Origin of the sequence: Terasakiella brassicae (genome assembly GCF_014641495.1) — a bacterium.
In the GTDB taxonomy this organism is placed as follows: Bacteria; Pseudomonadota; Alphaproteobacteria; order Rhodospirillales; family Terasakiellaceae; genus Terasakiella; species Terasakiella brassicae.
Genome location: NZ_BMHV01000017.1, coordinates 36861 through 60074, shown reverse-complemented (window position 1 = coordinate 60074; position 23214 = coordinate 36861). Strand labels below are relative to the sequence as shown.

The following is a 23214-nucleotide window of genomic DNA, read 5'->3' as shown; positions in this document are numbered from 1 at the left end:
CACAAAAAAAAGGGGGCAGACGTAATGAAAGTTCTTGTTGTTGAAGACGATCAGGAAATTGCCCGTCAGGTCAGTTCGGCATTGCGTGACGCAGGCTATGCGGTTGACAATGCCTATGATGGGGAAGAAGGTCACTTTCTGGGTGACACGGAAGCCTATGACATGGTCATTCTTGATCTGGGGTTACCTGTAATGAGCGGTCTAAACGTTCTGGAAAGCTGGCGTAAAAGTGGCCGTACAATACCTGTTTTGATTTTATCAGCCCGTGATACATGGCGCGAAAAGGTCATTGGATTAAGGACCGGGGCTGACGATTATCTTGCAAAACCGTTTGAAATGGAAGAGATGCTGGCAAGGGTTGAGGCGTTGGTACGTCGCGGTGCCGGACAAAGCAATCCGGTTCTTGAATGTGGTGAAATCAAACTGGATACAACCAGTGGGAAAGCTTTTCTAAAAAACGAAACCCTGTCGCTTACCTCGATGGAATATAGGCTGCTGTCCTATTTTATGCATCACCCGGAAGCCGTGATTTCAAAAACTGAACTCACCGAACATATTTATGAATATGATGGAGACCGAGATTCAAATACCATTGAAGTCTTGATTAATAAGCTTAGAAACAAGCTTGGGGCGTCCTGTATTCGCACATATCGTGGCCGGGGATATCAGTTGACGGCGAATGAATGATGTTTAAATCGTCTTTACAACTCCGTCTGATTTTGTCATCCCTGATCTGGACGGTTGCCAGTCTCGTGTTAACCGGATTTTTGATCGTATCCCTTTTTGAAGGCCATATCGAAAAGAGATTTGACAACCAGTTGAGCGATCATCTGGAAGAACTGGTGGCTGCCAGCGATATTTCGGCAAACGGTCGTCTGGATTTAACATGGTCACCGTCTGACCCGCGCTTTAATCGGCCGCATTCAGGATGGTATTGGGAAATACTTGAAAATGGTTCGGTGATACATCAATCAAGTTCATTGTTAATGGCATCGGTCTTTCCCAAGGATCAAAAAACCGATACCTTCCTGCATACAAACGGGCCGTCCGGTAAGGAGCTTCGGCTTTATAGCCGTCAGATCGCCTTGCCCAGAAGCACCAGCATTTTCATTTTCGTCGTGGCCGGTCCTATCAGTGATATGGAAGACGATATTCGCACCTTTTTGAGCAATATTGTGCTGGTTTTATCGGTCTTGAGCTGTTTTCTTGTGGGGATGGTTTTTTTACAAATCAAATATGGCCTGTTACCCCTGAAGCGCCTGACACAATCACTCGCTTTGATCCGATCCGGTAATTTGGACAAAATGCCACAGGACTTCCCTTTGGAAGTTCAACCTTTGGCATCCGAGCTCAATACCCTGTTGGATTATAATTTTACGTTACTTGAACGGGCGCGAACTCAGGTCGGTAATCTGGCCCATTCCCTAAAAAACCCGATTGCCGTTTTGATGAATGAAACAAAGGACATTCCCGGTGCAAAAGGCAAATTGATCAGGAAACACCTGAACAGCGCAACTGATAGCATTTCCCGTTACCTGAACAAGGCGCGAATTGCAGGATCTTCCCGCTTGTTGGGAACAAAAACGAGCCTTGGTGACGTTGCAAAAGACCTCAAGTTTTCACTGGAAAAACTCTTTAACCAATCGAGTTTAAAGATTAGCCTGTCGGGTTTGGACGGCGTGATTATCCGTGCGGATCCACAGGATATGGAAGAATTGTTCGGAAACCTTATGGAGAATGCCTGTAAGTGGGCAAAGAACAAAATTTCCATCTCCGGTACATGTCAGGCGGGGCAAGTTCTCATCCAGATAGAGGATGATGGCCCCGGTGTCCCCCTTGAACAGATGAATAATCTTGTCAAAAGAGGGCTTCGGCTGGATGAAACAAAACCGGGCACAGGATTAGGCTTGCATATCGCGTCCGAGATCGTTGACCTCTATGGCGGGCAGCTTGACTTTTTTAACTCGGACCTTGGCGGGCTGGGCGTTAAAATCACACTCCCTCAAGCCTTGTGAGTTACAAGAACAAACCACACCTGTAAGCCAGAGCCAATCCTGCCAGAATATAGTCAATCCGTTTCAAGCCGAAGGTTGATTTTACGCCCCCCTTAGCTTGATTTTACGCAAATGCATCGTCGCGATCTAAAACAGATTACTCGGGATTTACTCTAGGTTTAATTAGGCGAGGCGGTGGCAAATGATATTCTGGATATATCAGCTTTTTTCAATTCAGAAAGCGCATCTGCGACCAATTGATAAGGTAGATCGGCATCTGCGCCCAATTGAACAACCATTTTCTCTCCTTTGCTTTCCTTAACAGCCTTAAGGGCATTTAAAAGGTCAGCTTTGTGATAGATCACCCCATCCAATTCAAACTGGTTATTGGTTCTGACAATCAATGAAGCGACAATTGGTTCATTTTCCGGGGTACCATTGGCCTTGGGTAAATTCACTCTTAACGCCTGCGACATAATGGGTGCAGCCACAATAAAGATAACCAACAACACCAGCATGACATCAACCAAAGGAGTTACATTGATTTCGGAGAGAGGCTGATCTGGGTCTGATCCATTTCCACCAAGTGCCATATCAATCTCCCCTGCCCCAATGATTTACGATCCGAACCGCATTGCCATCAATCAAGGCATTTAATCGGCGCAGTTTGCGAAGTAAGAAGTTATAGCCAATGACCGCAGGAATAGCAGCCATTAACCCCACAGCGGTCGCCACCAATGCTTCGGCAACGGGGCCCGCAATCATATCCATCGAAATCTGTTCAACACCACCCAAGGCTTGCAAAGCGTGCATGATCCCCCAGACCGTGCCAAACAACCCGATAAAGGGGGCCGAATTACCAATTGTTGCCAACAAAGTCAGCCCGCTTTCCAAATCCAGTTTTTTCTCTCGTAAAATTTGCCCCGCAAATTCATTCAATTCCGACAGCTCCGCATGATCGGGGAGTTCTTCCGCTAGATGAACAGAGGGCACATGCACCGGATGATGTAAAACAAGGGTCCGGGGGGAGTTTGACCCCAAAAGATATTGGCGGACAAGCCTTTCAAATTTCGAAATATTTTTAAATTGAAAAACCTTCTGGATCATCATTGTCCAACTCGCCAATGACAACAGGACCAATATTATAAAAACGCTACGAATAATCCAGTCGGCCTCGCTCCACCAGGCAAACCAGGACATATCAGTTCCAGACATTTAGAAACTTCCTTTCATTTTGCGTTCAATGAGAAGCGAATAGGAACATCGACAACAGCATTGACGGCCTTCAACCCCTTTTGCGCGGGCTGAAATTTCCATTTTTTGACGGTTTCTTTTGCGGCATTATCCAACAAAGCAAACCCTGAAGATTTTTTAATTGATAAAGCAGATACCAATCCTTTAGCGCTCACAGAAACAGACAGCAGGACAATGCCTTCCATCCCTCTTTTGCGTGCCATGCGGGGATAAAATGGTTTTGGATTACGAAGATAAGAAACATGCGCATTCGGCGGGATGTACGACAAGGCCGGAGCCGACACCTCCTGTATTTTAACCGGATGTTTTTTCTCTACAGGTTGTTGAGCGGGCTTTTGAGGAAGACGAGCAACTTTTGGCGGGGTTGGCTTTTTCAAGACCATCACCTTAACCCGCGCAACCGGTTCTGCAACCTTCTCAATATTTTTCTCCACGACAATTTCATCCGGCACCTCCGGTTCCATTGCCACTGTCTTTTCCGGTTCAGGTGGCATTTCCATTGGCTGATCAACGGGCACATCAGGCATAACAGTTGGTGACGGTAATTCCACCATTTCGAAACCGCTTAACGGCACGGGTGCCTGTATCTCTGGTTTTGGGATGAAATACAGGGCACCCAAGACCAAGACATGTCCTAAAAGAGCCAAGAACGATGCAAGTGGCAACCGAAACTCATGTGTCATAAACGACGGATAAGTTGCCACGGCCGTCATTTTGAAAACCCTTTATACCATTGATCGAGGCGATCCCCATCTACCGCCCCTGTCAGGCTATGTCGCGTTCCATCGGGGTCGACAAGATAAGTCCGCGGCAATTGCCCTCGCCACTTGCGATCCACACTGAAACGAATTTTTTCAACAAATGCATGCGCAAACACCCAGGATTCGAACCTTTGTGGCCCATATTTTGCCAAGGTTCGGCGGATACGTTTCATTTGATCCCACGGATCTGTGGACACCAATGTCAACTTCACATCATCATGTTGTTGTGTAAAATGATCAAACTCGGCCATTTCCGCCAGACAGGGCACGCAATCATATGACCAGAAATTCACGATGAGAGGACGTCCCTTTTCCTTATGCAAAATTTCCTGAAAGCTTGTCTCATCAAAGGCATGTTCCTGTGTATCAGCAGCACTTACACGCCCGCCCAGAACAAAAACACAAAATAAAAAAAGGAGAATAATCTGTTTTTTCATCTTCCCCTTCCTATCTTTGTGCAAGCGTAAAGAGTTGCCATCCTTCAAAGGCTGTTGCCCACGAAAGATACAGCCCCTTATCATCTTTAATCAGGAAGGGATGATCCGATGCGCCCTTTGTTGTTGCGACGGGTATCGGTGCAGACCAGCTTTGTCCTTCATCATTTGATTGGATCAAAAGGACGCTGCTTTTCTCCCCATCAAATTCTTTCCATACGATATATAAAATCTCATCAACCGAAAGAACCTGAGGGTGAGCGGCTTGATTGTCTGGATTGCCAAACCCCATTGGTGCAGAAAACATCCCGCCTTGTTTTTGTTGATGGGCATAAAACAGGCCTGATCGTTTATCCGCATCGGTAAACCAGACCACATGACGCATACCGGATGCAGAGATCGAAAGGTCTGGTCCATGATGGGGACACCCGTCAATCGCCCAATCATCTTCGCTGATCCGTTCCATTTTTTCCGGCGTTCCATCTGCCTTGATTTTTAACATGGCATGGTCTCTGAAATTCTTACCGAAAATATGACGCCATATGATCACAGGATTATCGTCCAAATCATAATCCATCGCTGTTCGGCAACATTCACAACTGTGATCCATGCCCTTTTTATTGGCGGAAAAACTGTTTCCACGGTCATCCGAAAAGGCATAATACATCGCAGAACCGCTATAGTTATTTTTCGCCTTCTTGGCGGTAAACAAATCTCGTTTATCCAGCCAAGCGATATGAATCCGTCCCTGTTTATTCACACCTAATGTCGCAAAACGTTGACTACTGGGACGTTCCTCATCACTGATCTTTCGCGGGACGGAAAAACTATTGCCCCCATCTTGGGACTGCGCAAAATAGACCACGCCTGTATATTTTTTCTCCCCTTTTGCAGTAAAGGTGAGGTACACGTCCCCTTGGGGTCCAACGGCAATTTTGGGACGACTTTCCCCATTTATATCCAGTTGACGCGCTTGTTTTGTAATGCGGGAAATTTTTTCAAAACTACCACTTGCGGGATTTTTGCGATGCCCGACATAAACATGCCCATGTTCTGTCCATATAAGCCAAAGTGAGCCATCCGGTGCGATGTGGGGGGTAGGCACATTTGCACACAATAAAGACGGAGAATTTTCCGGTTTTAAACAGTGGTTGAAGGAGGGCTCTTGCCCTCCTCCACCATGTTGATGCGCCCCACTTGCGGCCAAAGCTGTCTCAACAGACATCCCTAACAACAAGAAAAGCACGGCAAATATCAATTTGCGCAACATTAGAATTTAACCTCGATACCCAGAAACGCAGATAAAGGTAAGCCCGGTGCAAATTCTTCCGTTGTACCGTTTAACGAGGCCGCCGTTGCATAACGACGATCCGTCAAGTTCATCACCTTGCCAAAAACATTAAAGTTTTCAGTTACTTTATAGGCACCGCGTAAATTAAACAGATGGTGACCTTCATATTTTGTCGTATTGGCTTCATCCATCCAATATTCCCCCAAATTGACCCATTCAATTTCTAGGTTCAATTCAGGCAAAAGACGCGGCGTATAGTTTAAGGTCGCGTTATTAATCCAACGCGGTGCAGATGTCATCTCTTTACCGGAATAATCTACGGTTGTAGACGGCATCCATTTTTCATAGGTATGTTTCGCATACGAGGAAGCCAGATTGAATTTCCATTCCTCTGTCAAGCGGTACCCAATACTCGCTTCAATCCCTTTGTGCAAAGTTTCACCGGCATTGGTTTGATATCGGTTCACCCCATCGTTATAGGTTAAGATGTCATCTTGTTTACTCATGTAATAAACAGACAATTCATAACTCAAGTCTTGTGTGGGTTTCCCGCGCACCCCCATTTCATAGCTATCGACTTTCACAGGATCCAGATGGATGGAATCTGCAGCCTTACCGGATCTAAACAAGTTACCTTCCGATGGTGCTCTAAAGGCATGCTTGTAAGAGGCAAACCCGTTAAGTTCAGGTGAAAATTCGTATGTTAAACCCGCTTTTGGGCTCAAATGCAGGAAGTTAACCGTATTGTCATCATGGCGACGCCAATTCCCCACTGTCACTACACTTAAATGGTTGTCATACTCATAACGGATGGCATCAAGGCGTAAGCCACCGCTCACGCGCAATTTATCGGTTGGTGACGTTTCCAAATGCGCATATGGGGAAGCGGACATAAATGTTGCATCATAATCATAAATTTGATCCCCGACCGTATAGCTGGTGTATATGTTCCCCACTTTCGTGCGCGTCACCTTTGACTCATCACGCTGTCCAGGGCTGTAATCCAGATCGGCACCAACAACAAGACGGGTGCGCATCGGTTCAAAGTCTTTACGATATTTGCTCATCAAACCGACAGAACTATGCCCCGTTTTATAAATAACCGGATCATAACCCAAGCTCCAGTTTGGCAACATCTCCATTTCGTTCCAACGCAGATAACCTGTCAAAGACGTCAAGCTATCCACTGTTTCCGTTTCATACGCACTGGAAAAACGCAGTGCTTTCACTTTGCGAAATGAAATCGGCGTGTAGTTCGTTGTCGGACTATTTTCATAGTCTTGTCGGTTTAAGCGTGAGGACCCTGCAGTTTCCTGATCAATATTGGATGCTGAAAAAATTGTTTTTACACTAGAGGCATCATCAACAAAGTGATCCCAGCGAACGGTTGTTGCTTGACGATCATAAGCTGTTGAATCGCGCCAACCATCCGTATGAGTCATATTGGCCGAGGCACGCAGACCATCATTTTCCCAGCTATTGCCGTAATCAATCAGGCCACGCATAAAACCGAAAGACCCATATTCCAGAGACATATTCATCTCTTCTTCCAACGAAGGATCGCGCGTCAAAACATTGATGACACCACCGATGGCATCACTGCCCTGTAAGGATGAGCCCGGCCCTTTAGAAATCTCGACACCACCGGATTGCGGAACGTTGATTTCGTAAAGTGCATTATGGTTAAAAAAACCGGTTGATCGTGTCGGAATACCATCTTCTAGATAAAGATATACCGGACTGGTCGAAATGGGCTGACGAATAGCCATCGTATGCCCCTCCCCCCCGGTAATAGCGGCATGCGCGCCGGCAACACGACCAATAACTTCTGTTGGGTGCTGTGGCTTGATATTTTGAATTTCTTCTTCACCAACAGATGAAATCGTCGTGGAAACTTCTGCTTTTGGCTGAGCCTCACGTGTACCGGTAACAGTCACTTCTTCCAGCGTAATATTGCTTTGAGCAAAAACAGAATTTGAACAAATTACAAAAGCGCTTGAAACAAGCAAGCATGCGCGCAAGCTACGCATCGCAAAAAACGTCGTCATTAAGATTACCCCAATAGTCTTTTCATCAAATAAAGACCACCCACGCAATGAGGCGAGCGCCATTCATTGGATAGATGTCTCGTTTTTAGTTTTTTTGATTGTCAGACAAGACGAGGGGGCGCACGTGCCGTATTGTCGGTAACAACGCGCCCTTGTGGGATTATCCCGGCATCGATCTCGACAATGTGTTGTTCGCCTTCATAAATTACATATTCGGCAATCAGGTCACCTGCATCAGGCAAAGAAAAGCCCAACAAAGCCAGACGACAACTCAAACAATGTTCTGCCTGATTGTCCGCTTTAGGGGGTTCATCCCCATCACTTACGCGAACAAGTTTCAAACCGTTCGCGGTACAGATGACCGTATATTCCCCACCAATGCCAGTATCAATCTTGGCATTGACAGGTGTCGATGTAATTAAAGGGACCGAAATTTGAACCATCAAAACAGACAAAATAAAAAACCGCATCGTTCCTTTTCTTAACAAAAGGCCCAATTTTTTTATTTTTCTATTTCTGTTAGCGTTCGACATAACGACTATGTAACCTATTTTAAATCCATCTACAATTGATGTTTGTTAATTTGATCTTGTTAGACGCAAATTCCATTAATTAAAATTGCGATTTAACCGCATTTTCCAAGAAACTACACAAATGCTCCCGTCCCTCATAAAATGGAAGCAGCCTAGACCTTTGTCCAATATGTTTTAAGGTGCCCTTTCACTTATCCTGTTGTTCCGTAAAACAGGCATAGGCACGCAAAATGTTGAAGATTAAAATTCTCGGGGCGGCGGCAGGTGGGGGATTCCCGCAATGGAATTGCCATTGTGACAATTGCCGCAAGGCATGGGCAAATAATCCTGATGCAATTGCCCGCACGCAATCCTCGCTTGCCATCACTGTGGATGGGGACAACTGGTTCCTGTTAAATGCCTCCCCCGATATTCGTCAGCAAATTCAAGCCAATCCCTGCCTGCACCCAAAACACGGTAAACGGCACAGCCCGATCAAAGGGGTTATTCTGACTAATGCCGATGTCGACCATATCGGCGGATTGTTGACGTTACGCGAAAGCCAGCCCCTCGCCCTTTACGCCACCCAACGCGTCATAAACGTTTTAGGCGAAAACAGCCTGTTTAATATCCTGAACCCCGACTACGTTGCACGGCGCAAACTTCCCATAGATCAAAAAACCGAGCTTTGTTTTCTGGACGGACAAAACAGCGGCATTGAGATTGAACTTTTCCCCGTCCCCGGCAAAATCGCCCTTTATCTGGAAGATGAAAAAGCAGGGGTGAATTTTGGTTCCGTCCCCGAAGATACCGTTGGCATAAAGGTTACGGTGCGCGACAGCAAAAAATCTTTTTATTATTTGCCCGGATGCGCTGCCTTGCCCCCGGACTTGGCTGAACGCGTGCAAAACAGCGATTTGGTCTTTTTTGACGGTACAACATGGGTTGACCATGAAATGATCGAAACAGGCTGCGGCGTCAAAACCGGACAACGCATGGGCCATATGTGCATGGCAGGCCCCCAAGGCAGCATTCAGGCGTTTGAAGAACTAAACATCAAGCGCAAAGTCTTTATCCATATCAACAATACAAATCCCGTTCTGTTGGAAAATTCAACGGAACGAGCAATTGCCAATAAAGCCGGATGGGAAATCGGCTATGACACAATGGAGGTTATCTTATGATCAAGCTAAATAAAGTTCTGAGCCCGGATGAGCTGGAACAAACCCTGCAAGGCATCGGAGCAGAACGCTATCACAATCTGCACCCCTTTCATAAATTGTTACACGGTGGGAAATTGTCATTGGGACAAGTGCAGGCCTGGGCCTTGAACCGATATGTCTATCAACAAGGCATCCCGATCAAGGATTACGCCATTTTGTCCAATTGCCCAGATAAGGAACTGCGCAATCTTTGGCGCCAGCGTATTTTCGATCATGATGGCATAGATCAGGATGAAGGTGGCATTGAACGGTGGCTGAAATTATGTGAGGCCTTGGGTCTTGAACGTGCTTATGTTCAATCAATGGAAGGGGTTCTGCCAGCCACCAAACATGCGGTTGATACCTATATCAATTTTTGCCGCCATGCCCCGTTACTAATTGGTTTTGCGTCCTGCCTGACAGAATTGTTCGCCCCGAAAATTCACAAAGAACGGATCGCAGGCATGTTGGAAAATTACGATTTTGTGGATGAAACAATGGTCGCCTATTTTCGAGAACGCCTGACCCAAGCCCCGCGTGATGTGGATTTTGCCCTGCGTTATGTGAAAGAACATGCTCGTACGATTGATCAGCAACAAGCCGTCATTGATGCCCTTTACATGAAAACAGGTGTTTTATGGGCACAACTGGATGCGCTTTATCTGGCCTATGTTAGCCCGGGCATGATCCCGCCGGGATGTTTTACCCCCGTTCAGACGGATGTTGCGGCGGCGCAATAGTCCCATCCTTGATCAAGGTTGCCATTAAATCATCCACACTTGTTTCAAAAAGCCGTTTCCCGTCCACCGGATCCGCCAGTGATACATTGGCCCCGATCCGGCCATCGGGATGTTTATCACGCATATCCTGTGCCCCCTCGTACGCCAACGCGGGGGCACACACAGGATCACAAGCGACATTTCGTAACGTGCTTTCATCCAGATATTGAACAACGGCAATCTCGCTGGGCGTGGCATGACGACCTTCCTGATCGGCATAAAGTAATGCCCGTAATTTTCGGGTTTCAGCCCCCATATACCAATTATAAAAACGGCAATTTGTGACGTCTTCCTGAAAGGTACGTTGCAAAACAGGACCATTACCACCATGCCCGTTGATGAAAATAAACTCTGCAAACCCATGCACTTCCAACGAATGCACCACATCACGAATAACCAGCGATAAAGTTTGCGGTTGTAAGGAAATTGTCCCCGCAAACGCCATATGATGTTCCGCCATCCCAATTGACAGAACGGGGGCGCACATCAGGCCACTTCGACGGGCGAGTTCTTTTGTTATCGCCTCTGCAATCATACTGTCCGTCCCAATCATGCCGCTCGGGCCATGTTGTTCAGTTGAACCGATCGGGATCAGGATCGTTTGGCAGGATTGCAGATAGTTTTCAACCTCCGGCCACGTGGATTTTTGTAGCTCCATTGTTTATTTTCCTTAGATATTGCGCCCGAGCCTGTGGTCTAGGATGCCCAAAATAAACCGCATCATAAACTCGATCCCCTGCTTGTATCACCGCATTTTGGACATGAATTTTATCCAAAGCCCGCAAGAAGGTCTCCGCCCCTCCGCCATAAAAACTTGCAAATCGGTCCGCCTGATATTCACAAGAGCGGATATAGGCATTCAAAATCGGTAAAGCCACTGCCGATATAGCCGGAGCACTTATCACCAAATGACTAAGCGATGTTGAAAATTGTGTAAAGATCAAGATCCCCAACAACGTCAGCCCCCCTTTTAAAAGCTGGAATTTAAAAATATGACGATGGGCATGGTGACCTAATTCATGGGCGATAACGCTGAGAATTTCGTCCTCATTCAGGTGATCGAGTAAACTGTCATTCAGCACGATACGCTTGAAAGGCCCAATCCCTTCGAAACGTGCATTGGCATGACTTGTCCGTTGGGAACCATCCTGAACATAGACATCGACAGGTTCATAACCGGCATACAGACACATATGGGTTACCCGGTTTAACAAATCCGCATCCTCTAAAGGTTTCAGCGCACAATCCAGTCGCGATTGCGTCCACGGGCGTATTGTAATCACGGCACTATCAAGGCAGAACCACACCAGCCACACCCACAGGAAAACCGCCATATGACTTGTCATCGGCATATAATAAAAGACCAGATTAACGGCACCAAACGTCAGCACAAGGCGCAGACATAAGGCCTTCAATATTACTTTCCCAAATATTTGCCATGTCATCCGACCAAAGCCGAAATGACGTTCAACCTGCATCTGCACACTGCCGAGAACCAGGCATCGCAATAACCAATGCGTAATGATCAAGCCTGTCAGGTCGAGAATAGTGGTGAAAGCATCACTGACAAGCAACAACGCACACCACAAAATATCCAGCATATAGGATAAAAGCGCCACATATGCCTTGGCCTTGGCATATCGCCCGATGTCATCGTTATGCCGTGAACCAATATAAGACACTTGCCGGGCACATAACCAAGCATGTGCAGACAACAGGAGGGTCAAGATTAAAACCATCGTTATGGTCATGGCCATAACCCTTGCACCAATTCACGCACGGCTTTTGGACCTTTCAACACCAGAAGGCTGAAAATTTCCACCAAATCCGCCCCCGATGACAAACGCATTTCCACATCTCTTTGCGTCATCACCCCACCAACCGACACGATCTTGAAGGGACACAAATCGGCATAAATATGTTTGATGTCCTGCACATCCTCTTGTGCGATATGTGCAACAACCACCCCATTCAGAGATAAATCCCCGATCCAGTCCGGTATCTGCTCACATCGGACTTTCAGGCATATCGGGCAAGAGACCAATGCATGTAATTGTTGGAACAGATCAATCGTCCAGCCTCGCCCACCTTTTTGTAAAAAGGGTCGACTACGCGGGGAACTCAGATTAATGACCAAAAAATCGGCTTGCGCTGCATAGCTTGCCGCGAGCTTCGTATAATGCACGAGGGACTCGTCCAAGGACATACAATCAACGTCAGCAGCAATGTTCATCCCCAACGGACCACTTTTGGAAAAAGATAACGGCTTTTCTTGCATCAGACTGCCGACTTCCATAAAGCCCAGCCCCAAATTTCGGGCCAGTGCCGTCATAGTGCCCAGTTTATCAAATCCGGCCGCCAGCCCCAACGGATTGGCAAAATCAATCCCCATAACTGTTTTAGGGAACACAGCTAATGGATCATCACATTCAAACCGTTGGGCACGTTTACGCGCCATAGGTAACGCGGCTCTCACCTGAAGATGGCGATGGATTGGGGAAAAATCCATATCACAACACCCGCGCCAACTGCCCATCAAACCTTTTGATAAAGTCCGCTAAGGCCACTACGCCCGCGCGGGGCAACGCATTATATAGGCTTGCACGCAATGGGGCACCCGCCGAATGACCGTTTAGATTAAGCAAACCTTCGTGCTGGGCCTGTTGTAAAAAAAGCTCATTTAAAGCCGGGTCTTTTAAACCGAAACACACATTCACATGCGAACGCATCTCCCCGTTGACACTGGCATGGAAAAAACGACTGTGATCTATCGTCTCATAGAGCACCGCACTCTTTTCCCGGCTGCGTTTCGCCATTTCAGGCAAACCACCTTGATCTGTCACCCATTTTGCCATCAATCCCGCCATATAAATTCCAAACAGGTTCGGCGTATTGACACGAGAATTGTTTCTCGCTTGCAGGGTATAATTAAAGACAGTAGGGGTAATATCCAAGGCACGATCAAACAGTTTCTCATGCATAATAACAAGGCTTAGCCCCGCAGGTGCGATGTTCTTTTGCGCACTGGCATAAACCAAGTCCATGTGTGAAAAATCAATCGGACGGGTCAAAATATCCGATGTCATATCCGCAACAAGTGGCAAACCTTGTGAGTCCGGGAGTTCGTGGAATTGCCGTCCCTGTGTTGTCTCGTTCGTGGTCATATGACAATAAGCCCCATCCGCAACAATCCGGTCCACGACAATCTCGCCATATTTGCTGGCCTCGGCAATTGCCCGTTTGGACCAATGACCTGTATCTAAATAACAGGCCCGTTTTTTATCTCCCATCAGGTTCATGGCAACAAAGGCAAAATGGGCATAAGCCCCACCTTGCAAAAACAACAGATGATGACTGTCCGGCAAATTCAAAACCTGTTGCAACGCCCGATGCGCTGTTTGCATCACCGCCCCAAAGGTCGGATCACCAAACGGGATTTCAAACAGTGACATTCCGCTTCCCTGCCAATTGAAGGCTTCCGCGCGGGCCTGTTCCAGAATATCACCGGGCAACACTGCCGGGCCCGCACCAAAATTAAACGATACCATGAGGTTTTATCCCCCAAACAGAAAACTCGTATGTGAGCCCGCCGCCATGAAAAAAACAGTCGGAAAGCTGAGAATTGTGTTGGTTCGTGATGACAAAAAGGTAATGCGCGAACAGCGCACCCGTTCCTCAAAACTTGCGGGGATAAAACCAATGACCTTTTTTTGATGCGGCCAAAGGACCAACCACAAATTCAAAACCATCAACAGGCCACACCAGACCCCCATCCCCAAAACCGCATGACTGCCATTTAAACGCAGCACGTCCCATAAAATATCGCGGTAAAATAACATAAACAGCCCGCTCCCCAGCACAACGATGGAGGCATAGCGAAACGTTGCATGTTCGCGGCGCAAGGCGGCCTCAAACCGTGCTTCGATGTCAGCCGCAGGCGCCTTCCCCTGTGGCATGTTATAAGTCGGATTTTGAATGACATTTGCAAAATTATGGCCCACCCAAACCAAAATTCCCATAACATGCAGCCAGCGTGCAACCAGATCAAGGACATCCATCGCCATTAACCACTCCCTGCCCAGAAATGCACCAAGAGCGAGAGCAAAACAATCAGACTTAATCCGGCACCAATCGTGCCACCTTTTGTTTCATGGGGAAGCTTCATGCACACACCTTTTTCATCAGATTGCTAACCGCACCGCGTGTGCGCATGACCAAAGGCATACCGGGGCGCCCCGTAACCCGCGCATTTTCAACAGCCGAGGTAATCATGTCAAAATGCGGTGATTTAGAACAAGCCGGGTCCGTGTTGGTCGCATCCCCGGTCAAGGCAAACGCCTGACAGCGACACCCGCCAAAATCATTTTCCTTTTCATCACACCCTACGCAAGGTTCCTTCATCCAGCTTGTCCCGCGATAGGCATTAAAGGTCGGTGATTCATTCCAGATCCAGTCAAGAGGACGATCTTTCACGTTGGGAAATTCAAGATGAGTGATGGTCTGGGCTTCCTGACAGGGTAAGGCAGACCCGTCCGGCGCAATTGTCAAATGAATCGCCCCCCATCCGTTCATACACGCCTTGGGTCGGCCATCAAAATAATCGGGAATAACGAAGTAAATCGTCATGTTTTTACCCAGACGGGCACGGGCTTCATTCACCTTGGCTTCGGCGTGTTGCAACTGTTCAATTGTTGGCAACAGTTCGTCACGGTTTAGCAGTGCCCAATTGTAATATTGCAAATTGGCAAATTCGAGAAACTCCACATTATGATATTCTGCCAATTTGATAATATCTTCAACCGCATCGATATTAAAACGTGAAACCGGGACATTCATCACCACCGGAAAACCGATTGATTTGATATCTTCGATACATTGCATTTTTTGTTCGAAGCTTTTCACACCAACCATCGCGTCATTTTTTGCCGCATCATTGTGTTGCAGGCTAATTTGTATCTGTTTCAAACCAACGCGTTTTAACTCTTTCAAACGATCTTTGGTTAAACCGACACCTGAAGAAATCAAATTGGTGTAATATCCTAATGTGTCCGCCTCATCGACCAATTCTTCCAGATCGCTGCGGACCATCGGCTCGCCACCGCTGAACCCCAGTTGCAGGCTACCGATTTTGCGTGCATCGCGTAAAACCGTTTTCCATTCTTGGGTCGTTAATTCATTGGCGTAATCTTCAAAACCCAATGGATTGGAACACCACGGACATTTCAGCGGGCATTTATAAGTCAGTTCCAGAACCAGCCATAACGGCTTGCCATTCCCATCAAGTTTTAAATCTGATCCAGCCTTTGGCATGGGCGACCTCCATAAATTTTACAACGTCTTTATCAAGGCCCTGTTGGTCAAACTCGCGCTCCAGCTCATGGATAACCTCAGAAACACAACGCACACCGTCACAATATTTCAGAATATGCCCGGCGGAATTGTTCAATTTCACAATTCCTTCTGGATAGAGCAGTAAATAAGCTTGTTCCTGTTCTTCCCAGCGAAACACATACATCGGATGGATTTGCAATTGGCTGATGAGTTCGATTTTTTCTTCTGCACACATTGATCTAAGCCCTGAGATAAAGATGTCCCGGCACATGAGACGATGAGGAAGGAACATAAAGCCCCTTCCCCTTTGTTTTTTTTGCTTAGCGAACGTAAACGTAAGCCGTCACTTCAAAACCAAGACGCAGATCGCAGTAAGCTGGTGTTTCCCACTTCATGAATTTTCTCCTGTTAAAATAATAGAACCGGAGGAATTGTCTGAATTTTAAGAAAGCACCGCAATTAGCCATTAGTCTTAGGGAGGTAAAAAACAGACCTGAACTCACCTCAGCAGGTGATTAAGCAAAGCGCGTAATTTGGCAGGTTTCAACGGTTTATTTAAAATATGATATCCCAGACGTTCACATTCGTTACTCACCGTCTGGGTGCGGTCCGCTGTGATAATAACGGCCGGAATATCGAAACCATACTCGGCATGGATATCCTGAATCACTTTGATCCCGGTTTCACCGTCATCCAAATGATAGTCCGCCAAAATGGCAACGGGCGGTTGTTCGGCATATTTCATTTCTGCCAGTGCTGCACTTTTAGACAAGGCACAGTGCGGAACCATGCCCCATTCATTCAGCAAATCAGCCATAGAATGTGTAATACTGCCTTCATTATCAATAATCAAAACCGGCACGCCCGACAGATTGTAAGGCTGCTTCGGCAAAGGTTCCATCAACATAACCGATTGATGAACACCATCACACAACGGGACATCGACACTAAACACCGATCCTTTGCCAACACTAGAGCGAACATGGATCGGATGACCTAAAATCTTTGCAATTCGCTCCACAATCGCAAGCCCCAGACCAACCCCTTTATTGTCACCATCCAAGCTATTTTCTTTGAGTTGGTGAAACTCCAGAAAAATATCATCCAGTTTATCTGATGGGATACCCGGCCCGCTATCCCAAACCTGAAAAGATATCTTATTTGCCCGGTGCCGACAGCCCAACACAACACGCCCGCTTGCGGAATAACGGATCGCATTGCTCAGGAAGTTACGTAAAATTCGCCCCAAAAGGCGTGGATCGGTCTTGACAGAATATCCACAAGGCATCACACGTAATTTAACATTGGCTTTATTGGCAACCGATTGGAATTCTTCTCCCAATGCCAACAACAATCTATTGGCTGGCACTTCGGAAATTTCGTGAACAATCGCGTTGGCGTCCAGTTTTGCAATATCCAGAAGGTCGGTGAGCAGTTCTTCAGCATTCCCCAACGCATTATGGATGCGTTGCACGAGCGAAGCATCTTTGTGCGATAAATCACGTTCTTGTAATGTCGAAATTAACAGACGTGCCGCGTTTAAGGGTTGAAGCAGATCATGGCTGGCCGCTGCCAGATATTTATCTTTGCTGATATTGGCCTGTTCGGCGGCTTCTTTGGCCTGCTTCAATTTCTGTTCCATAATTTTACGTTCCTGAACTTCACGGCTCAGTTGTTTGTTAAGAGCCACCAAAGCCTTGGTACGTTCTTCGACGCGGTCTTCCAATTCATCATGGGCTTGCTTCAAGCGTTCTTGTGCCAATTTGCGTTCCGTAATATCACCCACAGACCCCACCATTCGATAGGCAATTCCATTATTGTCTCGCAATGCTTTGCCACGAGCAAAAACCCAGTGATAGATACCATCGGTGGCACGCACCCGGTATTCCCATTCAAAATACTCGCTTAACCCTTTCAGATGTTCCGTTACTTTTTGTTCATAGCCTGCAACATCATCCGGGTGCACCCATTCCAACCATTGATGGGTGGTCGTGCATCGGCTTTGACTGGAATGACCCAACGTTTCCATCAAGCGCGAGGAAATGAACAAATCTTTGGTCACGGGGTTCCATTCCCACAGACCTTCGTTTGCACCATCCATCGCCAGCGCATAGCGTTCTTCGATCATTTCCAGTTCGGCTATACGTTTTTGCAGTTGATCGTTTTCTTTTTTCAACTTTTGCAAATCCGTTACGCCCTTAGACATTTTCGTCATCAATACCCGTCATTTCAAGGAACCCGCTTAACATAACGAGTATAGCGATTAAGCGGAGCCGACACCATAAATCAAATATATATCGTCCTCGCATTAGACTTTTTGCCAATCCCCCTTAGCCAAAAGTCGAACAGCATTCCAGCGCACACTTCCTTATCGTTGAAAGGATATAAGCGGCGTTTCATGTGAGGCTTCGCTTTCGTTAATCACCGCGCATTAAAGGAAAGCACACAGATGTTAAAAAAAATGTTGGCAGCACTTGTCTGCATGGTTCCGTTGGCGGCACAGGCTGGCGATGATGCAGAAGTCAAAAACAGTTACTTCGGATATAAACCACCCAGTACAGAAGCCGCAGCGGGCTTGCAGGTTTTCAAACGCTGCAAGGAATGTCATTCGCTTAATCCCGCCCTCAATACGTTCGGCCCAAATCTGCGTGGCGTCTTTATGCGTCCCGCCGCCAACCTGCCCCGTTTTGATTATTCCGAGGCTTTGAAGAAGTCCGGGATTGTTTGGGATGAAAAGAATTTACGCGACTGGGTTTCCGGCAATACCTGGCTGGTTCATGGAAACCGCATGCGCCATGTCCAAATTACGGACCCGGCAGAACGCGACTATTTGATCGCCTTTTTGAAAAGCTTCAAATAGGTGCTTTTTTATTATTTTGACAGACTCTTTTGGATTTTGCCTCAACTTCCCCGCTTCCTGCCGAACAGTAAGCGGGTTTTCTTTCAAAGAAAGAGCGTTTTAGACCTTTGGCTAATACCAATACGACCAAAGTCGAGGAGAAAACCAATCCGTCAAAAAGTTATAAGAATAACAGAGTAAAATTTAACAGTTAAATCGAAAAATTACGATTTGGAGGATCAAAAACATGCTCAAGAAGTTCCTATTCATCGGATTGGCAAGCGCCATCGTTACCGGCGTTGCCACAGCGGCCATCGCTCATGGTGATGTAACGCCCCAGGCCGTCGACACCAGTGGCTTGCCGCAACTGGGCGAAGAATGGTTGGACGAAAACCCGTTCCGTGACGACCAAAATCTTAAACCCCGTGCTGTCGAAATCGGATCTTCCGCCTATAATCAAAACTGCGCGCGTTGTCATGGGTTGCAAGGAATTTCAGGTGGCATCGCACCGGATTTGCGTTATCTTGAAGCAGATATGGATGGCGATGAATGGTTTAAAGAACGTGTCACTCATGGGGCTGTGCGCGATGGTAAAGTATATATGCCGAAATTTGCCGGCACCATTTCACAAGAAGGGTTATGGGCCATTCGGACCTATATCGACGAGCAGCCGGAAGACTGATCACACCCGGTTCAATAAGTAAGGTGTAAAACGTGCTGGATAACAAAGCAAAAAAACAAAAAATACCAAAAGGAAACAGCAAGGCGCGCACCGCCCCCCGTGCAGCCGGGGAGCTTTTTATCGGCTTGGGGAACGAACCGTTCTCCGCCATTTTTTTCTTTACCTCAGGTGCCTATGATATTGCGGCCCTGGGCGATGCCTTAGAAGCTTTTTATCCCGATGCCTTGGTCTTTGGCTGTACATCGGCCGGTGTGATCGGGGAAAACGGATATCAAAATGACGGCGTTTGTGCCTTCGGCCTGCCCGAAGATCATTTTATGGTTGAAGGTGCGCTGATACCGGATGTATCCACCATTGATATTTCAGACTGGTCGGTCCGGACCAAATCACTGGTCACTGAATTCAGGAATAGTCTGCCGCAAAAAAACACGGACCAGTCTTTTGGCCTTGTTCTGATTGACGGCCTTTCCTTGGTCGAGGAAACCGTCCTGAACGCCCTTTATCCCGAATTAGGCGACATTCCCTTATTTGGCGGATCGGCCGGTGATGATCTAAAATTCAAAGAAACCCTTATTTATTATAACGGGCAAGCCCACCACGATGCGGCCACATTGGTTTTAGTCCATACAGATTGCCCTTTCAAAGTCTTTCGCACCCAGCATTTTCTGGAAACCGAACGCAAGATGGTGATTACCGAGGCCGACCCCGCTTCACGCATTGTACGCGAAATCAATGCCGCCCCAGCAACGGAAGAATACGCCCGCCTGATCGGGGTCAAACCAGAAGATCTCAATCCGGAACAATTTGCAGCACACCCCGTCATGGTGCGCGTTGCCGGGTCCTATTATGTACGTTCTATTCAACGCCCCGAAGGCGAAGACGGTTTGCGTTTTTTCTGCGCCATTGATGAAGGGTTGGTCCTGACCCTCGCCAAGGGGCAAGACATTGTCACCAATCTGGAAACCACGTTTGACGATATCGAAAAGACAATCGGCAAGCCGGAACTGATCATTGGCTGCGACTGCATATTCAGAAAACTGGAACTGGAACAAGCCCCACAGAAAAAGGCACAAGTTTCACAATTACTGGTCGATCACAATGTTTATGGTTTCAATACCTACGGTGAACAGTTCGCGGGCATGCACGTCAACCAGACCTTTACCGGGGTCGCGATCGGCTGGAGGGACGCAGATGATTGATGCCCTTGATATCCCCACCGGAACGGCGGATGAAACCCTCAAACTGCGCAAAATCATTTCCGCTTTGATGAAACAGGTGGAGCGCACGCTGGACGTCCAAGGCGGGGCTTATTCTTCTTTTCAAACCGCAACCTTGCTGGATGAAAAAGTTCGTGAACGTACTCACCAGCTGGAACAGGCATTGGGGTCTCTGGAAAAAGTTAATCTGGAACTCAAACGCACCAAAGGTGAAGCCGAAACCTCGCGCATTCGTTTGGAAGAAGCCGTCGAAAGTGTATCGGAAGGCTTTGCCCTGTACGACAAGGAAGACCGTCTTATCCTGTGTAATAACAAGTTTTGGGATTTTTGGGGCAATCACCAAAATGATGTACCCTATGGGACACGTTTTGAAGATATGGCCCGTAAACTGGTGCGCCAATATGTCGTGCCGGAAGACGTGGAAAGTCCCATTGACTGGCTTAAGGAACGTTTAAACCGTCATCGTAACCCAAAAGAATCCTTCGTCATTCAGTTAAAAGACGGTCGTTGGCTAAAAATCAATGAACGCCCGACAAAAGACGGTGGAATTGTCGGTGTCTATACCGACATCACCGATATTAAGGCTGAAGAACAAATCCGGCGCGAACGCGAACTGGCTGAACAAAACGTCCTGTTGCAATCCACATTGGACAATTTGCGTCAAGGGGTCTCGGTCTTTGACAAGGATTTAAAACTGGTTGCTTGGAACCAACGCTTCATCGAATTGCTGGACCTGCCCGACGGGTTGGTCGAACATCATATGACCTACGAACGTTATACCCGGTTCAATGTCTTTCGCGGGGAATTTGGCCCCAAAACGGAAGACGCTTATCAAGAACGCATTCAACGGGCCCGGGCGCAGGAACCGCTTTATTTTGAATATACCCGCCCCAACGGGCAGGTCGTGGAAGTTCAACGCAACCCCATGCCCGGTGGTGGTTTTGTCACAACCTACAGCGATATTACCGCCCGCCGTCAGGCAGCGGAAGAATTACGCGAAGCCAAAGAAAATCTTGAAGAACGCGTACGCGAACGCACTGACGAATTGCACATCGCGAAAGAAGCCGCCGAGGAAGCCAACTTGTCCAAAACCCGTTTTTTGGCAGCGGCAAGTCACGATCTTTTACAGCCCCTGAATGCCGCCCGGCTGTTTATCTCCACACTTTTGGAACGGGCATTGGATGACAAAAACCGCCCTCTGGTCGAACGTGCCGACTTTGCCCTGAAAGGTGTGGAAAGTTTGCTCAGCGCCCTTTTGGAAATTTCAAAACTGGATGCCGGTGCTGTCCCCGTGGTAATTGCGGATTTCCCGTTAAGTGATTTATTCAACCGCCTTCAAGAAGAATACGGCCCAATCGCAGCCCAAAAAGGCATCGCGTTAAAAGTGATCCCGACTTCGGTATTCGTGAACAGTGACCCCAAATTATTATCCCGTGTCTTGCGCAATTTTGTCAGCAACGCCGTGCGCTATACGGATAGCGGGCGCATTTTGGTCGGGGCAAAACGGGAAGGGGAGAACTTACACCTTTGCGTTTATGATTCCGGCAATGGGATCGCCCAGAAAGATCAGGAACGCATTTTTGAAGAATTTCGCCAATTAGACCGGACAGATCAAACGGAAAAAGGTGCCGGATTGGGGCTCGCTATCGTCAAACGGATTGCACAAACGCTAGGGCATAAAATCCTCTTGAAATCCGAGATTAATAACGGTGCCTGTTTCAGTGTGGAGGTCCCGCTCAGTCAAAACCCCATCCCCTCCCCGCCAGTTGTGCAAACCAAAATTTTTACCGAGCATATGAACGGGCTGACTGTCTTGATTATCGATAATGAAAATGACATTCAGTACGGCATGCAAAGCCTGATGGAAAACTGGGACTGTAAAGTTCTCACCGCTGGCTCCCGCAAAGAAACCGTACAGCTTTTAGATGGTCTGGGCTATTTCCCCGATGCCATTATTGCTGATTATCATTTAGATGATGGGGACACGGGACTGGATTTACTGGGGGCCCTAAAACGTGATTACCGACCACATTTTCCGGCGATGGTTTTAACGGCGGATCGCACAGACGAAATCCGCGCAAGCGTCAGCTCACATGGCTATGCATTGCTGAACAAGCCTTTAAAACCCGCAAAACTGCGCGCATGGTTATCACACATCGCCAATGGAAACCGCTTGTAAAAAGCCTTAACCAAAATCCAGCGTTTTTGCCATAAGAACCGCCTGTGTCCGGCTATGCACACCCAGTTTACGCAAGATGGCCGATATATGTGCCTTGACGGTGGACTCTTTGATATCCAATTCATAAGCGATAATTTTATTAGGCTTACCCAACGTCAGCAGTTCCAACACGCCCACCTCGGCTGGGGTCAGCAAAGCAGCACGTTCGCGCAGCCCGTCATCGACACGGCGTTTTTCTTCAATGGCTTCTGCCAGTTCCGGTGGCACAAACGTTTTCCCAAGCAACACCGCATGGACCGCATCACCGATACGTTCCTTGCTGGATGATTTCGGGATAAACCCCAACGCCCCGCAGGTCAACGCGCGCTGGATAACATCCGGGCTTTCTTCCGCCGAGACAATAACCACCGGCAACACGGGGGCTGCGTTTCGGATTCCCAAAAGACCGGAAAAACCTTCGGCACCCGGCATATTTAAATCCAGTAAAACAATATCCAGATCGTCATTTTCGATGGCCTGTTCCCGTGCCTCTTCCAAGGTGGAAACTTCAATAATCGTTGCATCAGGCCAACGTTCGTCAACAACTTGTTTGATGGCATCGCGAAATAACGGATGGTCATCAGCGATTAAAAATGTGTACATCGTCCCAGAGAACCTCAGTTAAAGGTAGTATTTTATTTTATGTATTTCC

At 47.4% G+C, this 23214-nt stretch carries 25 protein-coding genes; 8 read left to right on the top strand and 17 right to left on the bottom strand.

Going from position 1 to position 23214, the window contains the following annotated elements; all coding sequences use genetic code 11:
* The first annotated feature begins 24 nt into the window (after positions 1 to 24).
* Both IEW74_RS12190 and IEW74_RS12185 read left to right on the top strand, forming a co-directional pair.
* Entirely contained in the window at positions 25 to 687 is a 663-nt protein-coding gene (locus IEW74_RS12190; RefSeq protein WP_188665480.1) for a response regulator transcription factor, read from the top strand.
* Positions 684 to 2015, top strand: coding sequence for a sensor histidine kinase (locus IEW74_RS12185; RefSeq protein WP_188665477.1), 1332 nt, complete (start codon positions 684 to 686; stop codon positions 2013 to 2015). Before IEW74_RS12190 ends, IEW74_RS12185 begins: the two co-directional genes overlap by 4 nt.
* A gap of 158 nt (positions 2016 to 2173) precedes the next feature.
* On the opposite strand, the gene IEW74_RS12180 is transcribed toward IEW74_RS12185, so the two are convergent.
* The 7 genes from IEW74_RS12180 to IEW74_RS12150 all read right to left on the bottom strand — a co-directional run bounded on the left by IEW74_RS12180 (position 2174) and on the right by IEW74_RS12150 (position 8252).
* The gene (locus tag IEW74_RS12180; protein ID WP_188665474.1) at positions 2174 to 2587 is read right to left on the bottom strand and encodes an ExbD/TolR family protein; all 414 of its coding nucleotides are present in this window, start codon (positions 2585 to 2587) and stop codon (positions 2174 to 2176) included.
* Between the two features lies 1 nt (position 2588).
* The gene (locus tag IEW74_RS12175) at positions 2589 to 3209 is read right to left on the bottom strand and encodes a MotA/TolQ/ExbB proton channel family protein (protein ID WP_188665471.1); all 621 of its coding nucleotides are present in this window, start codon (positions 3207 to 3209) and stop codon (positions 2589 to 2591) included.
* Between the two features lie 14 nt (positions 3210 to 3223).
* On the bottom strand, positions 3224 to 3961 hold the full coding sequence (locus IEW74_RS12170; RefSeq protein WP_188665468.1) for an energy transducer TonB: 738 nt from the start codon (positions 3959 to 3961) through the stop codon (positions 3224 to 3226).
* A complete protein-coding gene (locus IEW74_RS12165; protein ID WP_188665466.1) occupies positions 3958 to 4446 on the bottom strand; it encodes a TlpA disulfide reductase family protein in 489 nt (162 codons plus the stop codon). The genes IEW74_RS12170 and IEW74_RS12165 overlap by 4 nt, the downstream gene beginning before the upstream one ends.
* A gap of 10 nt (positions 4447 to 4456) precedes the next feature.
* Complete coding sequence (locus IEW74_RS12160; RefSeq protein ID WP_188665463.1) at positions 4457 to 5713, bottom strand: BNR-4 repeat-containing protein; 1257 nt, start codon at positions 5711 to 5713, stop codon at positions 4457 to 4459.
* Positions 5713 to 7782 carry a TonB-dependent receptor gene (locus IEW74_RS12155; protein WP_188665461.1) on the bottom strand — a complete coding sequence of 690 codons (2070 nt, stop codon included), beginning with the start codon at positions 7780 to 7782 and terminating at the stop codon, positions 5713 to 5715. The genes IEW74_RS12160 and IEW74_RS12155 overlap by 1 nt, the downstream gene beginning before the upstream one ends.
* A gap of 101 nt (positions 7783 to 7883) precedes the next feature.
* A complete protein-coding gene (locus IEW74_RS12150; protein ID WP_188665459.1) occupies positions 7884 to 8252 on the bottom strand; it encodes a hypothetical protein in 369 nt (122 codons plus the stop codon).
* A gap of 293 nt (positions 8253 to 8545) precedes the next feature.
* Between IEW74_RS12150 and pqqB the strand changes: the two genes are divergently transcribed.
* Positions 8546 to 9478, top strand: a complete 933-nt coding sequence (pqqB, locus tag IEW74_RS12145) for a pyrroloquinoline quinone biosynthesis protein PqqB (RefSeq protein WP_188665457.1) — start codon at positions 8546 to 8548, stop codon at positions 9476 to 9478.
* Complete coding sequence (gene pqqC / locus IEW74_RS12140; protein ID WP_188665455.1) at positions 9475 to 10236, top strand: pyrroloquinoline-quinone synthase PqqC; 762 nt, start codon at positions 9475 to 9477, stop codon at positions 10234 to 10236. The genes pqqB and pqqC overlap by 4 nt, the downstream gene beginning before the upstream one ends.
* Here the strand turns inward: pqqC and IEW74_RS12135 are convergent.
* The 9 genes from IEW74_RS12135 to IEW74_RS12095 form a co-directional block, all read right to left on the bottom strand.
* Positions 10199 to 10933, bottom strand: a complete 735-nt coding sequence (locus tag IEW74_RS12135; protein WP_188665453.1) for a creatininase family protein — start codon at positions 10931 to 10933, stop codon at positions 10199 to 10201. The two genes, pqqC and IEW74_RS12135, sit on opposite strands and share 38 nt — an antisense overlap.
* The gene (locus tag IEW74_RS12130) at positions 10899 to 12026 is read right to left on the bottom strand and encodes a M48 family metalloprotease (protein ID WP_188665451.1); all 1128 of its coding nucleotides are present in this window, start codon (positions 12024 to 12026) and stop codon (positions 10899 to 10901) included. The genes IEW74_RS12135 and IEW74_RS12130 overlap by 35 nt, the downstream gene beginning before the upstream one ends.
* Positions 12023 to 12784, bottom strand: coding sequence for a dihydroorotate dehydrogenase (locus IEW74_RS12125; RefSeq protein WP_188665448.1), 762 nt, complete (start codon positions 12782 to 12784; stop codon positions 12023 to 12025). Before IEW74_RS12125 ends, IEW74_RS12130 begins: the two co-directional genes overlap by 4 nt.
* A gap of 1 nt (position 12785) precedes the next feature.
* On the bottom strand, positions 12786 to 13823 hold the full coding sequence (gene serC / locus IEW74_RS12120) for a 3-phosphoserine/phosphohydroxythreonine transaminase (protein ID WP_188665445.1): 1038 nt from the start codon (positions 13821 to 13823) through the stop codon (positions 12786 to 12788).
* Between the two features lie 6 nt (positions 13824 to 13829).
* On the bottom strand, positions 13830 to 14339 hold the full coding sequence (locus tag IEW74_RS12115; RefSeq protein WP_188665441.1) for a hypothetical protein: 510 nt from the start codon (positions 14337 to 14339) through the stop codon (positions 13830 to 13832).
* A gap of 97 nt (positions 14340 to 14436) precedes the next feature.
* A complete protein-coding gene (gene pqqE / locus IEW74_RS12110) occupies positions 14437 to 15585 on the bottom strand; it encodes a pyrroloquinoline quinone biosynthesis protein PqqE (RefSeq protein WP_188665438.1) in 1149 nt (382 codons plus the stop codon).
* Entirely contained in the window at positions 15554 to 15841 is a 288-nt protein-coding gene (gene pqqD / locus IEW74_RS12105; protein ID WP_188665435.1) for a pyrroloquinoline quinone biosynthesis peptide chaperone PqqD, read from the bottom strand. Before pqqD ends, pqqE begins: the two co-directional genes overlap by 32 nt.
* Positions 15842 to 15926: 85 nt before the next feature.
* On the bottom strand, positions 15927 to 16001 hold the full coding sequence (pqqA, locus tag IEW74_RS17640) for a pyrroloquinoline quinone precursor peptide PqqA (protein ID WP_188665536.1): 75 nt from the start codon (positions 15999 to 16001) through the stop codon (positions 15927 to 15929).
* A 104-nt stretch (positions 16002 to 16105) separates the two neighbouring features.
* On the bottom strand, positions 16106 to 17821 hold the full coding sequence (locus IEW74_RS12095; RefSeq protein WP_188665432.1) for a hybrid sensor histidine kinase/response regulator: 1716 nt from the start codon (positions 17819 to 17821) through the stop codon (positions 16106 to 16108).
* Positions 17822 to 18055: 234 nt separating this feature from the next.
* Here IEW74_RS12095 and IEW74_RS12090 point away from each other — a divergent pair, with 234 nt between their 5' ends.
* The 4 genes from IEW74_RS12090 (at position 18056) to IEW74_RS12075 (ending at position 22523) form a co-directional block, all read left to right on the top strand.
* Complete coding sequence (locus IEW74_RS12090; protein ID WP_229734338.1) at positions 18056 to 18466, top strand: c-type cytochrome; 411 nt, start codon at positions 18056 to 18058, stop codon at positions 18464 to 18466.
* A 226-nt stretch (positions 18467 to 18692) separates the two neighbouring features.
* Positions 18693 to 19127 carry a cytochrome c-550 PedF gene (pedF, locus tag IEW74_RS12085; protein ID WP_188665430.1) on the top strand — a complete coding sequence of 145 codons (435 nt, stop codon included), beginning with the start codon at positions 18693 to 18695 and terminating at the stop codon, positions 19125 to 19127.
* Between the two features lie 32 nt (positions 19128 to 19159).
* On the top strand, positions 19160 to 20326 hold the full coding sequence (gene nosP / locus IEW74_RS12080; RefSeq protein ID WP_188665427.1) for a nitric oxide-sensing protein NosP: 1167 nt from the start codon (positions 19160 to 19162) through the stop codon (positions 20324 to 20326).
* Complete coding sequence (locus IEW74_RS12075) at positions 20319 to 22523, top strand: hybrid sensor histidine kinase/response regulator (protein WP_188665424.1); 2205 nt, start codon at positions 20319 to 20321, stop codon at positions 22521 to 22523. The genes nosP and IEW74_RS12075 overlap by 8 nt, the downstream gene beginning before the upstream one ends.
* A 6-nt stretch (positions 22524 to 22529) precedes the next feature.
* Here the strand turns inward: IEW74_RS12075 and IEW74_RS12070 are convergent, their stop codons facing one another.
* Complete coding sequence (locus IEW74_RS12070; RefSeq protein ID WP_188665421.1) at positions 22530 to 23165, bottom strand: response regulator; 636 nt, start codon at positions 23163 to 23165, stop codon at positions 22530 to 22532.
* Positions 23166 to 23214 lie beyond the last annotated feature (49 nt).